Below are 13,039 nucleotides of genomic sequence, written 5' to 3'. Positions count from 1 at the left end.
CCGGACCTTCTCACCACCTGGAGTCGTCGATGACCTACTGGCTGCTGAAGAACTTCGTGCTCGGACCGCTCATCCTCACCCTGTTCCGGCCGTGGGTCGTCGGGCGCGAACACGTCCCCACGACGGGCCCGGTCATCTTCGCCTCGAACCACATCTCGTTCATCGACTCGGTGATCCTGCCAGCGGTGCTCGATCGTCGACTGTCGTTCCTGGCGAAGAGCGACTACTTCACCGGCCGCGGGCTGAAGGGCTGGGCGACGAAGACGTTCTTCAACGCCATCGGCCAGCTGCCGATCGACCGCTCCGGTGGCAAGGCGTCCGAAGCGTCGCTGCGCACCGGGCTGCAGGTCCTGGCGCGCGGTGAGCAGCTCGGCATCTACCCGGAGGGCACGCGCAGCCCCGACGGCAAGCTCTACCGCGGACGCACCGGCATCGCCCGGATGATCCTCGAGGGGCGCGTGCTCGTCGTCCCGGTGGCCATGGTCGGCACGCGCGAGGTGCAGCAGATCGGGCAGCGGTTCCCGAAGATCAAGCGCGTCGGGGTCGTGTTCGGCAAGCCGCTCGACTTCTCGCGGTTCCAGGGCTTCGAGACGGACCGCTTCATCCTGCGCAGCGTCACGGACGAGGTCATGCACGAGCTCGCCGGGCTGAGCCGTCAGGAGTACGTCGACGTCTACGCCACCAGCGTGAAGGAGCGCGCGAGCTCTGCGCGCGAGGCCGTCATGCGGGAACGGAAGTCGACGCCTGCACGTTAGGCTCTGATGGTCCCGGCACCCCGCCAGGACGCCCATCGCCGACGCGCGGCCACGTGCCGGTCAGCGTCGCCGGGCCGCCCGCACAGAACACCGAGGTAACGCCCTTGCCCGAGTCGACCGACTTCGTCGCCCTGCAGGATCCGGACGTCATCGAGGGGCTCGACTATTGGCGGACGCTCCCGATCAAGCAGCAGCCGACCTGGCCGGACGCCGCCGCTGCCGAGGCGGCGTCGGCCGAGATCGCCACGCTCCCGCCGCTCGTGTTCGCGGGCGAGGTCGACGAGCTGCGCGCACGGCTCGCCGCGGCCGCCCAGGGCAAGGCCTTCCTGCTGCAGGGCGGTGACTGCGCCGAGACCTTCGCCGGTGCCACCGCCGACTCCATCCGCGACCGGGTCAAGACGATCCTGCAGATGGCCGTCGTGCTGACCTACGGCGCCTCGACGCCCGTCATCAAGATGGGCCGGATGGCCGGACAGTTCGCCAAGCCCCGCTCGAGCGACTTCGAGACCCGCGGCGACGTCACGCTGCCCGCCTACCGCGGCGACATCGTGAACGGCTACGACTTCACGCCGGAGAGCCGCGAAGCGGACCCGCGTCGTCTGGTGCAGGGCTACCACACCGCTGCGTCGACGCTGAACCTGGTCCGAGCGTTCACGCAAGGGGGCTTCGCCGACCTGCGGCAGGTGCACTCGTGGAACAAGGGCTTCGCCTCGAACCCGGCGAACGCCCGGTACGAGCACCTCGCCAAGGAGATCGACCGCGCGATCCGGTTCATGGCCGCCTGCGGTGCCGACTTCGAAGCGCTCAAGCACGTCGAGTTCTACGCCTCGCACGAGGGGCTGCTGATGGACTACGAGCGCCCGATGACCCGCATCGACTCCCGCTCGGGCCTGGCGTACGACACGTCCGGCCACTTCATCTGGATCGGTGAGCGCACGCGTGACATCGACGGTGCCCACGTGGACTTCCTGTCGCGGGTGCGCAACCCGATCGGCGTGAAGCTCGGCCCGACGACGACCGTTGACGACATGAAGGCGCTCGTCGACAAGCTCGACCCGAACCGTGAGCCGGGTCGCCTGACCTTCATCACGCGGATGGGTGCCGGGAAGATCCGCGACGAGCTGCCCAAGCTGCTCGAGGCGATCAAGGGCATGGACGCCAACCCGCTGTGGGTCACCGACCCGATGCACGGCAACGGCCTGACCACGCCGACGGGCTACAAGACCCGCCGGTTCGACGACGTCGTGGACGAGGTCCTCGGCTTCTTCGAGGCGCACCGCCAGGTCGGCACGTACCCCGGTGGCATGCACGTCGAGCTCACCGGTGACGACGTCACCGAGTGCCTCGGTGGCTCGGAACACATCGACGAGGCCACCCTCGCCACCCGCTACGAGTCGCTGTGCGACCCGCGCCTCAACCACATGCAGTCCCTTGAGCTCGCCTTCCTGGTGGCCGAGGAACTCGGCGCGCACCAGCCCGACCGCTCGTAGGGCAGGAACCATCTCGACGAAGCGACAGAACCCCGCGGCACGTTCGCGGGGTTCTGTCGCTTTCGCGTGTCGGACGGGAGGCCCGTGACGGCGCCGCCACGGGCCTCCCGTCCGTCCCGGGGTCCCGTCCACGGCCGCGGAGCGTCGCCCTCGCGACGGTGTCGGCGCGATCGGGCGAGACAGTGTCGCTCTGGCGACACACACCGCCCATGCAGCGCCTGCGCCGGCCCTACTGGTCGTAGGACAGGGTGACCGTGTCGCCGCGGTACACGGTCGCGCCGGAGCCCGGATCGGTGCCGGTGACGGGCAGCGTCGACTTCCAGTCGTAGAAGCCGCAGAGGATGTTCGTGCAGTCGGGCACGGAGACCTTGAGGCCGAGGTCCTCGAGGGTCTTCGTCGCCTCGTTGATGGTCTTGCCGACCACTCCGTCCTTCGGCACGGTGATCGGCGTCGGGCCCTTCGACACGACGACGTCCACCGCCGACCCGCGCACGGCGGGGGACTCCTGCACGGCGGCGGAGACGATCTGCCCCGTCGGGACGGTCTCGCTGTACTCCTCGGTCCGGGCGCCGAGGACGAGCCCGACGTCGTCGAGTGCGGCGGAGGCCTCGTCGACGGTCTTCCCGACCACGTCGGGCACGGGGCCGAGCGACACCGTCAGGGTGATCCGACCGGTCTCGCCGTACGCCTTCACCGTCGTCAGGTCGAGCGCCTTGCCCCCGGACGCCCGACCGGTCGCCGCGATCACGGTGTCCTTCGGCGCGTCGGCGGAGAACTGGTACCGGTCGTCCTGCAGCTCGAAGTCGTCGTCGAGCGCGGCCGTCACGGTGGAGAGCGGCTGCCCGACGATCGCCGGCAGCGGGATCATCCGGGGGCCGTTCGAGACGACGATCTGCACCGCCGTGCCCTTCTGCACCTCGCGCCTCGCAGCCGGCTCGGTCGTGGAGACCTGCCCCTTCGCGACGACGGCGTCGAACCGTGTCCCGGTCTTCGACGCCGCCTGCAGGCCCTGTGCTTCGAGCAGCTGTCGGGCCTGCGAGACCGACTTGCCCGCGACTTCCGGGATGCGCACGTTGCCACCGGGCCCCGGGCCGAAGTACCAGCCGAAGCCGGCTCCGATCAGCGCGAGCACGACGACCACGGACAGGGCGATCCAGCCGCGCTTCCGACGCTTCGCCGACTGGTCGGCGAGCCGCTGGCCGGCGGGGGACAGGACACCGGGCTGGGCACCGGTGCGACGGGGCCCCGGGGCGTTGGTGCGGGCCCGCGCGGGCGTCCGAACGCGGTCACCGGTGTCGCGGTCACCCGCCCGGTCGATGTCGGCGGTCTCGTCGGCAGCACCGGCACCTGCGGCTCCGACCGAGGCGGCGGCCGCTGCGGCGCCGAGCGTTCCCCCGCCGCCGGAGGGCAGGATCGCGGTCCCGTTCTCGGGGCGGAGCACGGCGGTGCGGTACTGACCGGTCGCCCGCTGCTGGTTGCCCGACATGTGGTCGAGCATCTCGCGGGCGTCGCGGGGACGGTCCTCGGGGTCGCGCGCGGTCGACCAGGCGACCAGCTCGTCGAGCTCCGGCGGCACCCCGGACACGGCGGCGCTCGGGGCCGGGACGGAGTCGTTGGCGTGCTGGTACGCGATCTGCATCGGCTGCTCGCCCTTGTAGGGCTGCTCGCCGGTCAGCATCTCGTAGAGCATGATGCCGAGCGCGTAGATGTCGCTGCGCGAGTCGGCGGCGCCGCGGGTCACGAGCTCGGGGGACAGGTAGGCGATCGTGCCGAGCAGGGCCGCGCCGGTCGCCGTGTTCGCGGTCGTGGCCCGGGCCAGGCCGAAGTCGCCGAGCTTGATGCGACCGTCGTCGGCGAGCAGGACGTTCTCGGGCTTCAGGTCGCGGTGCACGATCCCCGCGCGGTGCGCGGACGCCAGGCCCGCCAGCACGGCGCGCAGGATGTCCGTCGCCTGCTCGGGCGTCAGGGCGTGGTGTTCCTGCAGCAGGTCCCGCAGCGTGATGCCGGGGATGTACTCCATGACGATGTAGGCGGTCTCGCCCTCGGCGCCCTGGTCGTAGACGCCCACCAGGTTCGGGTGCGACAGCCGGGCGGCCGACCGGGCCTCCTGGATGAAGCGCTCACGGAAGGCCTGGTCGTCGGCCAGGTGCCCGTGCATGATCTTGATGGCGACGCGTCGCTCGAGGCGCACGTCGGTCGCGAGGTAGACGGTCGCCATGCCCCCGCGCGCGATGCGCGAGCGGACGCGGTACCGCTGATCGATCATGCGACCGATCATGGGGTCCGTGGCGGCGTTGGTGGTCATCGGCGGCATTCTACGAATCGAGACGGCAGCCGGACGCACCGGCGCACCGGTCGTGACCCAATCTCGATCTTCCGGATGAGGCTCAGAGGGTCGCCAGCCAGCCCTCGGCGGCCGTCGCCCAGTTGGCGTAGGCCTTCGGGTAGGCGGAGAGCTGCACGGCCTGGGCCGCATCGGTGATGCTCATCGAGGACCAGCCGCGCACGTCGAGCAGCCCACTCGTCTTGCCGGCGTTCGGGTTGTCCCGACCACCGAAGAACAGCTTGGTGGCGTGCACCGGGTCCTGCAGCGTCGCCGCGGGGCCCCACCCCTGGCTCGGGCGCTGCTGGAACAGACCGACCGAGTCGCGGTCGCCGTGTGGGATGTTCCGCAGGCTGGACTCCTGCATCGCGGCGGCGAGGGCGACGACGATGCCGCGGTCGGGGACGCCCAGGGAGCGACCGACGGCGACGATGGTCGCCGCGTTCTGTCGCTGCTCGGCGCTCAGGCCCACGGCACCGCTGACGGCTGCGCTGGCGGCGACCGCCGGTGCGGCAGTGGCGTTCGACGACGGGATGACGAGTGTCTTGCCGGCGTAGATGGTGCTGGTGTACGACAGGCCGTTCGCCGACAGGAGCGACTTGACGGAGACGTGGTGGGCGGCGGCGATCGAGGCGACCGTGTCACCGGCGCTGATCCTGACGCTCGACCGGGTCGACGGCGCCGACGCCGTGGACACCGACGTCGACGAGGACGTGCCGTGCGGTACCCGCAGCGTCTGCCCCGGGTAGATGACGCTGCGCTGTGACAGGTCGTTCGCGCGGAGGAGCGCCGTGGTCGACACGCCGACGCGGGAGGCGATGGCGGAGACCGTGTCGCCCTGCTTCACGTGGTAGCTCGAGGTGTTCGACCCGGAGCCGCTCGTGGCCCCGGACGTCCGCACGGCAGCGGTGGTGACGGCGGGGGTCGACGCCAGGTGCAGCGTCTGGCCCGGGTGGATGATCGTGTTCCAGCCGAGGCCGTTGCGCACGAGGATCTCCTGCGCCGACAGGCCGAACCGGGCGGCGATGCCCGAGACCGTGTCGCCGTGGTGGACGGTGTAGTTCGTGGGCACAGCGGTCGTGGGGGCCTTCGTGGTGGCGGCGACCGTCCGGACGACGGTCTGCGACGGCCGTGCGACCGCGGTGCCGAACACCGGGCGGTCGGTGATGACGCGGTCCTGGTCGACGTGGCGCTTGTGGTTCGCGTCGGCGTCGTCGTGCCGCGGCTCGGCGTGTGCGACCGGACCGGTCAGGCCGGCGGTCACGGCGATCGTGCCCGCGAGGACGATGGGCATGGTGGCGAACCGGGCGGATCGTGCGCGCCGGGCGACTTCGTCTGCAGCGTGGTCCACGGGTCTCTCCTGATCTCGACTGAGGCGTGCGCACGCGTGCGCGCACTCACAGGTGCCACAACGCTGGCATGGCCTGATTCCCAAGTCAACCAGAGAGTCAGATGTGGTGGATGTGACGAATGTGACGAACGTTACGGATTCACTCGGGCGGTCACTCTGGCACCATGGGCGTGTGAGTGCCGCACCCGCCGACGACCTGACCCTCTCCGAACGCTGGCTGACCGTCCCCGAGCTCGTGGACATGTTCAGCACGAGCCCCGGACGGATCCACCGACTCTTCGAGCAGAAGACCCTCCTCGCCGCCCGTGTCGGCGGTGTGCTGCGCGTGCCGGTCGAGTTCCTCGAGGACGGCGAGCCGATGCCCGAACTCCGCGGCACGCTCATCGTGCTCGGCGACAACGGCTTCACCGACGACGAGGCGGTGCGCTGGATGCTCACCGTCGACGACGCGATGGGCACCACGCCGATCGCGGCGCTGCGCGCCGGTCGCAAGGCCGAGGTGCGTCGCGTCGCCCAGTCGCTGCTCTAGACGCGTTCCGGTCGGACAGGAGGCCCGGTGCCAGCTGGCACCGGGCCTCCCGCGCGCCCCGCATGTGCGACGCGCCAGCGGCGCGCGGCGCCAGCGCCGGGCGAGCCTGCGAGGCCGGTGGATCGAGAGGTGTCTAGGACGACCGGCGGCTGACCGTGTCGGCCAGCGACGCGAGCTGTTCGCGTGCCGACGGCGTCAGCGGCGACGCGTCGAGCGCCGCCTTGGCGCGCTGCACGTGCCGATCGATCGACCGTTCCACGGCGGCCACGGCGCCGGACTCGGTGAGGGTCGCCCGGAGCATCCGCACCTGCTCCTCGTCGAGGTCCGGGTCGCCGAGGAGCTCGTCCAGGAGCTGCCGCGGGCCACTCGCCAGGGTCTTGCGCGCAGAGGCGATGAGGACGGTGCGCTTGCCCTCGCGCAGGTCGTCGCCCGCGGGCTTGCCGGTGACCTCGGGGTCACCGAACACGCCGAGCATGTCGTCGCGCAGCTGGTAGGCCACGCCGAGGGGGAGTCCGAAGGCGCGGAGGCCCTCGAGCTGGGAGTCACTCGCGCCGGCGACCAGGGCACCGATGACCAGGGGTGCCTCGATCGAGTACTTCGCCGACTTGAAGACGATGACGCGCTGGGCGCGGAGCAGGTGCTCGGACTCGTCGATGACGGGCCAGGCGGTCTCCTCGTGCACGTCGAGGTACTGCCCCGCCGTGACGTCGAGGCGCATCGCGTGGAACTCCTGGCGGACGATGCGGGCCCGCACCGGGTCGAGGAGCGCGAGGCCCTCGTCGAACACGGAGTCGCTCAGCGAGAGCAGCAGGTCGCCGAGGAGCAGCGCCGAGTTCGTGCCGTACTGCCCGCGGTCGCCGACGAAACCGGACTCCTCGTGCAGGGACTCGAAGCGGCGGTGCGCGGCCGGACGCCCACGACGGGTGTCCGAGCGGTCCATGATGTCGTCGTGCACCAGGGCGGCGGCGTGGAAGACCTCGAGCGCGGCGGCGACCGTGACGATCGCTTCGGCGGTGGTCTGCCGGGACCCCTCGGCCAGCGGGTCGAACGAACCGGAACGGCCCGCCACCGACTGCCATCCCCAGTAGCAGAACAGGGCCCGGAAGCGCTTGCCGCCGGACAACAGGTCTCGGGCGTACCGGTCGAACGGCGCGAGGTCGGGGCTGATCGCGAGGAGCCGCTCACGCTGCTCGTCGAGTGCCCGGTCGATACGCGCCGATACGAGGTCCACTAATCGCGTACTCTCAGCCACGATCCCTACCCTAGTGGAGTGGTCGAGGCATAGAATCGGTCCACCCAACCCGCGTTTTTCAACCCCGCGTCGATCCCAGGAACAGAGGGAACCAAGATGCCGCTCTCGGAACAGGAGCAGCGCCTTCTCGAAGAGATGGAGCGCAGCCTCTACCAGAACGATTCCGATTTCGTGGCTCGTGTCACACGTCGACAGGGTCGTCCGACGTACACAGCCATCACCCTCGGGGTCCTCGGCGCACTCGCCGGGATCGCCGTCGTCATCGTCGGCCTGGTCATCAAGGCGCCGCTGCTGGGCATCCTCGGCTTCGTCGTGATGCTCGCCGGTGTCCTGTTCGCGCTGCGCCCGGGCATGCGTGCCCCGAAGGCGAAGCCCGCTCGGCCGGGCAAGCCCGCATCCGGTGGGTCGGCGCGTCCGTCTGCCAGTGGTGGTGGTGGCGGGTCCTTCATGGACCGCATGAACGACCGCTGGGACAAGCGGAACGACCAGGGTCAGTAGCTGACCGGAGCCGGTCGGGCTCCCTCCACACTCCTCCACGGGGTCGGCCTTCGGGCCGGCCCCGTTTCGTGTTCCCGGGGGCGGGCGGGTTCGGGCCGGGGCCGGGGCCGGGGCCGCGGGGCGGAGCCGGAGCCGCGGGGTGTGCGCGCGGGGTGTGCGCGCGGGGTGTGCGCGCGGTTGGTCACGACATGCCGCGTGGAGGTCGCCGGGGGGTCACGAACTGTCGGCTGGGGGGCGCGCGAGCGACGGTTCGTGACCACTCGGCGTCGCGGCGGCGGCACGTCGTGACCACGCGCCGACCGGCGGCCGGGCGTGGTGGAGCCGCGGTGCGCCCACGGGAGCACCGCGGTGGAGGTGGGGCGGGCCTCCCGGCCGGGTGGACCGACGCCGCACGCGGGGTGTGCGCGCGAGTGGTCACGACATGCCGTGCGGAGGTCGCCGGGGGGTCACGAACTGTCGGCCGGGGAGCGCGTGAGCGACGGTTCGTGACCACTCGGCGTCGCGGCGGCGGCACGTCGCGACCACACGCCGACCGGCGGCCGGGCGTGGTGGAGCCGACCGTGCGACCGCGGCGCGCCCCGACGTGCTCCACCGGCTGCGAAAGTCCTCCACTTTCCTCCACGCCCGCTCCTGCCGCCCGGAACCGCATGGATCCGGGCTTTTCGGGCTGCATGTGCGGGATGCATTCCTGGACGCATGCCCCCAGTAGGGGTGTCGAGGGCCGAAAAGGCAGCGGAATCCTGGTCTGGGGGAGGGGAGTGGAGTAAAGTGGGGCTTGCAACGGTCCGGTGGAGCGGAGGGGAGGCCCGACGTGCTGCTCGGTACTCATGCCCCGAAGCTCGACGAGAAGGGTCGCGTGATCCTCCCCGCCAAGTTCCGGGACGAACTGTCCGGCGGGCTCGTCATGACCCGCGGCCAGGAACGCTGCGTCGTGGTCTTCAGCGCCCGGACGTTCGAGGAACTCCACGAGCGCATCCGGACCGCCCCGATGACGTCGAAGCGCACCCGGGACTACATGCGCCTGTTCCTCTCGGGGGCCAGCGCGGAACAGCCCGACAAGCAGAACCGCGTGACGATCCCGCAGAACCTCCGCGAGTACGCGGGGCTCGAGCGGGACCTCACGGTCATCGGCAGCGGTGACCGTGCCGAGATCTGGTCCACCCCCGCGTGGGAGGCCTACTACGCCGAAGCCGAAGAGGCATTCGCCGACAACGACGAGGAGGTGATCCCGGGGATCTTCTGATCCGCGGATCGGGACTCCCAGCCGTGAAGCCCTGACATCACTTCCCCGGTGTCAGGTCGCATGGATGGGGATCCGGACCCACGGCCCAGGAGACGAGGGGCTGCACATGGCCGACAACGACAACGAGACGCCACGCTTCCCGCACACGCCGGTGATGCTCCAGCGCATCGTCGACCTCTTCACGCCGACGCTCGAGGGCCCGGGCAAGGTCGTCGTCGATGCCACGCTCGGCATGGGTGGCCACTCCGAGGGCTTGCTCGAGCGTTTCCCGGAGCTCACGCTCATCGGACTCGACCGCGACACCGACGCCCTCGGCATCGCGGGGGACCGTCTGTCCCGCTTCGGTGACCGCGTCCGGCTCGTGCACACCGTGTACGACGGCATCGTCGACGCGATCCAGGGCGAGGGCTTCACGAAGGTCGACGGCGTGCTGTTCGACCTCGGTGTGAGCTCGCTGCAGCTCGACCGGGCCGAGCGCGGGTTCGCGTACAGCCAGGACGCCCCGCTCGACATGCGGATGGACCGGACCGAGGGGCAGACCGCCGCCGACGTCCTGGCCACCTACGACGAGGGCGAACTGCGTCGCATCTTCCAGCGCTACGGCGAGGAGAAGCTCGCCGGCCGCTACGCACGAGCCATCGTGGAGCGGCGGGCGACGAAGCCGTTCGAGATGTCCGGCGACCTGGTCCAGGTGCTGCACGACGCGACCCCGGTCGCCGTCCAGCGCCAGGGGCACCCGGCCAAGCGCGTCTTCCAGGCGCTCCGCATCGAGGTGAACGCCGAACTGAGCGTGCTCGAGCGGGCGATCCCGGCGGCCCTCGACGCCATCGCGGTCGGTGGCCGCATCGTCGTCGAGTCCTACCAGTCCCTCGAGGACCGCATCGTCAAGCGGGCCCTGGTGGAGCGCACGAAGTCGAGCGCCCCCGCCGACCTGCCGGTGGAGCTGCCCGAGCACGCCCCCACCTTCTCCCTGATCGTCAAGGGCGCCGAGCTGGCCGACGAGGCCGAACGCGCCGCCAACCCCCGAGCAACCCCCGTGCGACTGCGCGCGGCCGAGCGGATCCGGAACTGACATGAGCACGAACCTCGCACTCGTCGACCCTGCGGTCGTCCCGTCGCGGGCCCCGCGCCCCGACCGTCAGCACCGCCCCGAGCTGGTCGAGGTCACCCCCACCGCGGCCCAGCGCCGGGCCCGTCCCCGCATCGGGTACGCCGTCGTGGCCGTCGCCGCGCTCGCGATCCTGCTGCTGGCCCAGCTCGGCATCAGCATGGTGCTCAGCCAGGGCGCTTACACGCTCAACTCGCTGTCGACGGAGCAGACCAACCTGTCCCGCACGCAGCAGTCGCTGTCCGAGGAACTCCGGGTGCTGGACTCGCCGCAGAACCTGGCCCGCAACGCGCAGGCGCTCGGGATGATCGCGAACTCCACGCCGGTGTACCTGGACCCGAAGACCGGCCGGGTGTACGGCACGCCGACCCCGGCGAAGCCCGACGAGGCAACCGCGTCCACCGAGAACCAGGTGCCGAACTCTCTGCTGAACGACGTGCCGCTGGCCACCCAGCCGGGCGCCACGTCGACGAGCAAGGAAACGGGCAACCCCGGCGACCCCGCCGCAGGCAGTGCCGCCGCAGGCAGCACCGCCGCGGACACGTCCGCACCTGCCGCGTCTGAGAAGACCAGCGGCGCCAGCGCGTCGGACCAGGGGACGGCGAAGTCGTCCGTAGAGTCCGACGCGAACCCGCTCCAGGCACCCTCCACCCGGTGACCGGCGGGTCCGCCGCACCCTCAGCACCGCCCGGGAAGGACCGCACCGCGTGACGAAGACGATCCGCAACCGACGCCTGCGCTACAGCATCGTGATGCTCGCCGTGATCGCCCTGGTCGGGGTGTTCGTGGTCCGGCTCGTCGACATCCAGGTCGTCCAGGCATCGGTGCTGAACGAGGCGTCGGCCCAGAAGCGCAGCATCCCCGTGACGATCTACGGCACCCGTGGCGCGATCGTGGACCGCAACGGCACCGAACTCGCCGACAGCGTGACCCGGTACAACATCACGACCTCGCCGCGCCTGGTCAAGCAGTTCAAGGGCAAGCTCGGCGGCACCCGCATCAAGGACGTCAGCGTCAGCACCGCACTCGACGCCCTGGCGAAGGCCTCCGGCGGTGACGTCGCGACCATGCGGAAGAACATCGCCGCGAACCCGAAGTCCGACTTCGCGTACCTGATCAAGGGCCTCGACGTCCGGCACTACGAGGCCGTGGTCGACCTCGGCATCCCGTGGATCTACAAGGAACAGCAGGCGTCGCGGGTCTACCCGACCGCTGCGACGACGGGCAACCTGACCGGGTTCATGGGGACCGACGGCGCCCAGGCCGGCCTGGAGTACGCCTACGACCAGTGCCTGGCCGGCACCAACGGCTCGGAGACCTACGAGCGTGGCGAGGACGGCGTCCAGCTGCCCGGCAGCACCGTGACCACGAAGAAGGCCAAGGACGGCGGCACGCTCGAGACGACGATCGACAGCGACCTGCAGTACATGGCGCAGCAGACCATCGCGTCCGCCGCCAAGACCCTGCAGGCGGAGTCCGCGACGGCCACCGTCACGAGCGTCAAGACGGGCGAGTTGCTGGCGGTCGCCGACTACCCGACCGTGGACCCGAACGACGTCGACGCCACGACCGACAAGGGTGCCTTCGGCTCCCGGGCCCTGACGGCGTCGTACGAGCCGGGTTCCACGATCAAGGCCGCGATCGCCGCCGCGCTGATCGACCAGGGCAAGTCGACTCCCACCGACCAGGCCGTCGTGCCGTACTCGCGCACGTTCCCCTGGGGCGGCACGATCCACGACTCGGAGTTCCACCCCACCGAGAACCTGACGCTGACCGGCATCCTGCAGAACTCGTCGAACGTCGGCATCACCGAGCTCGGGGCACGGCTGACGGCCCAGCAGCGCTTCGACTACATGAAGAAGTTCGGGCTGTTCGAGCCGGAGACGGCCATCGACTACCCGGGCCAGCCCTCGATGGACTACGGCACGAGCCCGAACTGGGACCAGCAGACGAACATCAACTCGATGTTCGGCCAGGGCATCTCGACGACGGCCGTGCAGGTCGCGAGCGTGTTCCAGACGATCGCGAACGACGGCGTCCGGATCCCGCTGCACTTCGTCAAGGGCTGCACCACGGCCGACGGCAAGACGATCGACGCGCCCGACGTGCAGAAGCAGCGCGTCGTGTCCGCAGCCGCCGCCACGCAGGTCACCGACATGCTGCAGAGCGTCGTCACGGGCGGCACGCTGGTGGGCATGAAGCCGATCTCGGGCTACAACATCGCCGCGAAGACCGGCACCGCCGAGGTGGCCGAGGGGTCGCAGGGCTACGGCGGTCAGCGCATCACGTCGGTGGCCGGAATGGCACCCGCCGAAGACCCCCAGTATGTTGTCACGGTGACGTTCACGAAGCCGCAGACCAACAAGTGGTCCAGCGGAGCGGCTCCGGCGTTCCGCACACTCATGTCCCAGGTGCTCGAGAAGTACCGAGTAGCCCCCTCCGCGTCCGAGGCGAAGCTCTACCCGTCCACGTGGTGAGGAAGAAGGAACA

The 13,039-nt window shown here is 70.6% G+C and carries 11 protein-coding genes; 8 read left to right on the top strand and 3 right to left on the bottom strand.

Annotated features, from left to right (window positions below; translation table 11 throughout):
* The first annotated feature begins 29 nt into the window (after positions 1-29).
* Both QRN30_RS12410 and QRN30_RS12405 read left to right on the top strand, forming a co-directional pair.
* Positions 30-755 (top strand): lysophospholipid acyltransferase family protein, encoded by a 726-nt coding sequence (locus QRN30_RS12410; protein WP_017886609.1) that lies wholly within the window; start codon positions 30-32, stop codon positions 753-755.
* A 104-nt stretch (positions 756-859) separates the two neighbouring features.
* Complete coding sequence (locus tag QRN30_RS12405; RefSeq protein ID WP_042537455.1) at positions 860-2,245, top strand: class II 3-deoxy-7-phosphoheptulonate synthase; 1,386 nt, start codon at positions 860-862, stop codon at positions 2,243-2,245.
* A 229-nt stretch (positions 2,246-2,474) separates the two neighbouring features.
* Here QRN30_RS12405 and pknB read toward each other — a convergent pair whose 3' ends face one another.
* Together pknB and QRN30_RS12395 are read right to left on the bottom strand one after the other, a co-directional pair.
* Positions 2,475-4,550 carry a Stk1 family PASTA domain-containing Ser/Thr kinase gene (pknB, locus tag QRN30_RS12400; protein ID WP_284761151.1) on the bottom strand — a complete coding sequence of 692 codons (2,076 nt, stop codon included), beginning with the start codon at positions 4,548-4,550 and terminating at the stop codon, positions 2,475-2,477.
* An 82-nt stretch (positions 4,551-4,632) separates the two neighbouring features.
* Positions 4,633-5,919: a LysM peptidoglycan-binding domain-containing protein gene (locus QRN30_RS12395; RefSeq protein WP_056068240.1), complete on the bottom strand. Its 1,287-nt coding sequence runs from the start codon at positions 5,917-5,919 to the stop codon at positions 4,633-4,635.
* A 172-nt stretch (positions 5,920-6,091) separates the two neighbouring features.
* On the opposite strand from QRN30_RS12395, the gene QRN30_RS12390 reads away from it, so the two are divergent.
* Positions 6,092-6,448 (top strand): Rv2175c family DNA-binding protein, encoded by a 357-nt coding sequence (locus QRN30_RS12390; RefSeq protein WP_017886613.1) that lies wholly within the window; start codon positions 6,092-6,094, stop codon positions 6,446-6,448.
* Positions 6,449-6,581: 133 nt separating this feature from the next.
* Here QRN30_RS12390 and QRN30_RS12385 read toward each other — a convergent pair whose 3' ends face one another.
* Positions 6,582-7,700 carry a polyprenyl synthetase family protein gene (locus QRN30_RS12385; RefSeq protein ID WP_031259426.1) on the bottom strand — a complete coding sequence of 373 codons (1,119 nt, stop codon included), beginning with the start codon at positions 7,698-7,700 and terminating at the stop codon, positions 6,582-6,584.
* A gap of 96 nt (positions 7,701-7,796) precedes the next feature.
* Here QRN30_RS12385 and QRN30_RS12380 point away from each other — a divergent pair, with 96 nt between their 5' ends.
* The 5 genes from QRN30_RS12380 (at position 7,797) to QRN30_RS12360 (ending at position 13,026) form a co-directional block, all read left to right on the top strand.
* Positions 7,797-8,198 carry an SCO2097 family morphological protein gene (locus tag QRN30_RS12380; protein ID WP_140447939.1) on the top strand — a complete coding sequence of 134 codons (402 nt, stop codon included), beginning with the start codon at positions 7,797-7,799 and terminating at the stop codon, positions 8,196-8,198.
* A gap of 811 nt (positions 8,199-9,009) precedes the next feature.
* Positions 9,010-9,441 carry a division/cell wall cluster transcriptional repressor MraZ gene (gene mraZ, locus QRN30_RS12375; RefSeq protein WP_017886616.1) on the top strand — a complete coding sequence of 144 codons (432 nt, stop codon included), beginning with the start codon at positions 9,010-9,012 and terminating at the stop codon, positions 9,439-9,441.
* A gap of 106 nt (positions 9,442-9,547) precedes the next feature.
* Entirely contained in the window at positions 9,548-10,513 is a 966-nt protein-coding gene (gene rsmH / locus QRN30_RS12370) for a 16S rRNA (cytosine(1402)-N(4))-methyltransferase RsmH (protein WP_017886617.1), read from the top strand.
* Position 10,514: 1 nt separating this feature from the next.
* Positions 10,515-11,207 carry a cell division protein FtsL gene (gene ftsL, locus QRN30_RS12365; RefSeq protein WP_284761150.1) on the top strand — a complete coding sequence of 231 codons (693 nt, stop codon included), beginning with the start codon at positions 10,515-10,517 and terminating at the stop codon, positions 11,205-11,207.
* Between the two features lie 49 nt (positions 11,208-11,256).
* Positions 11,257-13,026 (top strand): peptidoglycan D,D-transpeptidase FtsI family protein, encoded by a 1,770-nt coding sequence (locus QRN30_RS12360; protein ID WP_017886619.1) that lies wholly within the window; start codon positions 11,257-11,259, stop codon positions 13,024-13,026.
* Positions 13,027-13,039: the final 13 nt, after the last annotated feature.

The sequence above is a fragment of the Curtobacterium sp. MEB011 genome, assembly GCF_030209655.1.
In the GTDB taxonomy this organism is placed as follows: Bacteria; Actinomycetota; Actinomycetes; order Actinomycetales; family Microbacteriaceae; genus Curtobacterium; species Curtobacterium poinsettiae.
The sequence above is the reverse complement of the archived record's forward strand: the minus strand, read 5'-3'. Positions and strand labels throughout refer to the sequence as shown.

Coding starts and splice junctions, on each gene's coding strand:
- QRN30_RS12380 (WP_140447939.1), top strand. CDS start 7,797: ATGCCGCTCTCGGAACAGGAGCAGCGCCTTCTCGAAGAGATGGAGCGC.
- ftsL (WP_284761150.1), top strand. CDS start 10,515: ATGAGCACGAACCTCGCACTCGTCGACCCTGCGGTCGTCCCGTCGCGG.
- rsmH (WP_017886617.1), top strand. CDS start 9,548: ATGGCCGACAACGACAACGAGACGCCACGCTTCCCGCACACGCCGGTG.
- QRN30_RS12410 (WP_017886609.1), top strand. CDS start 30: ATGACCTACTGGCTGCTGAAGAACTTCGTGCTCGGACCGCTCATCCTC.
- pknB (WP_284761151.1), bottom strand. CDS start 4,550: ATGACCACCAACGCCGCCACGGACCCCATGATCGGTCGCATGATCGAT.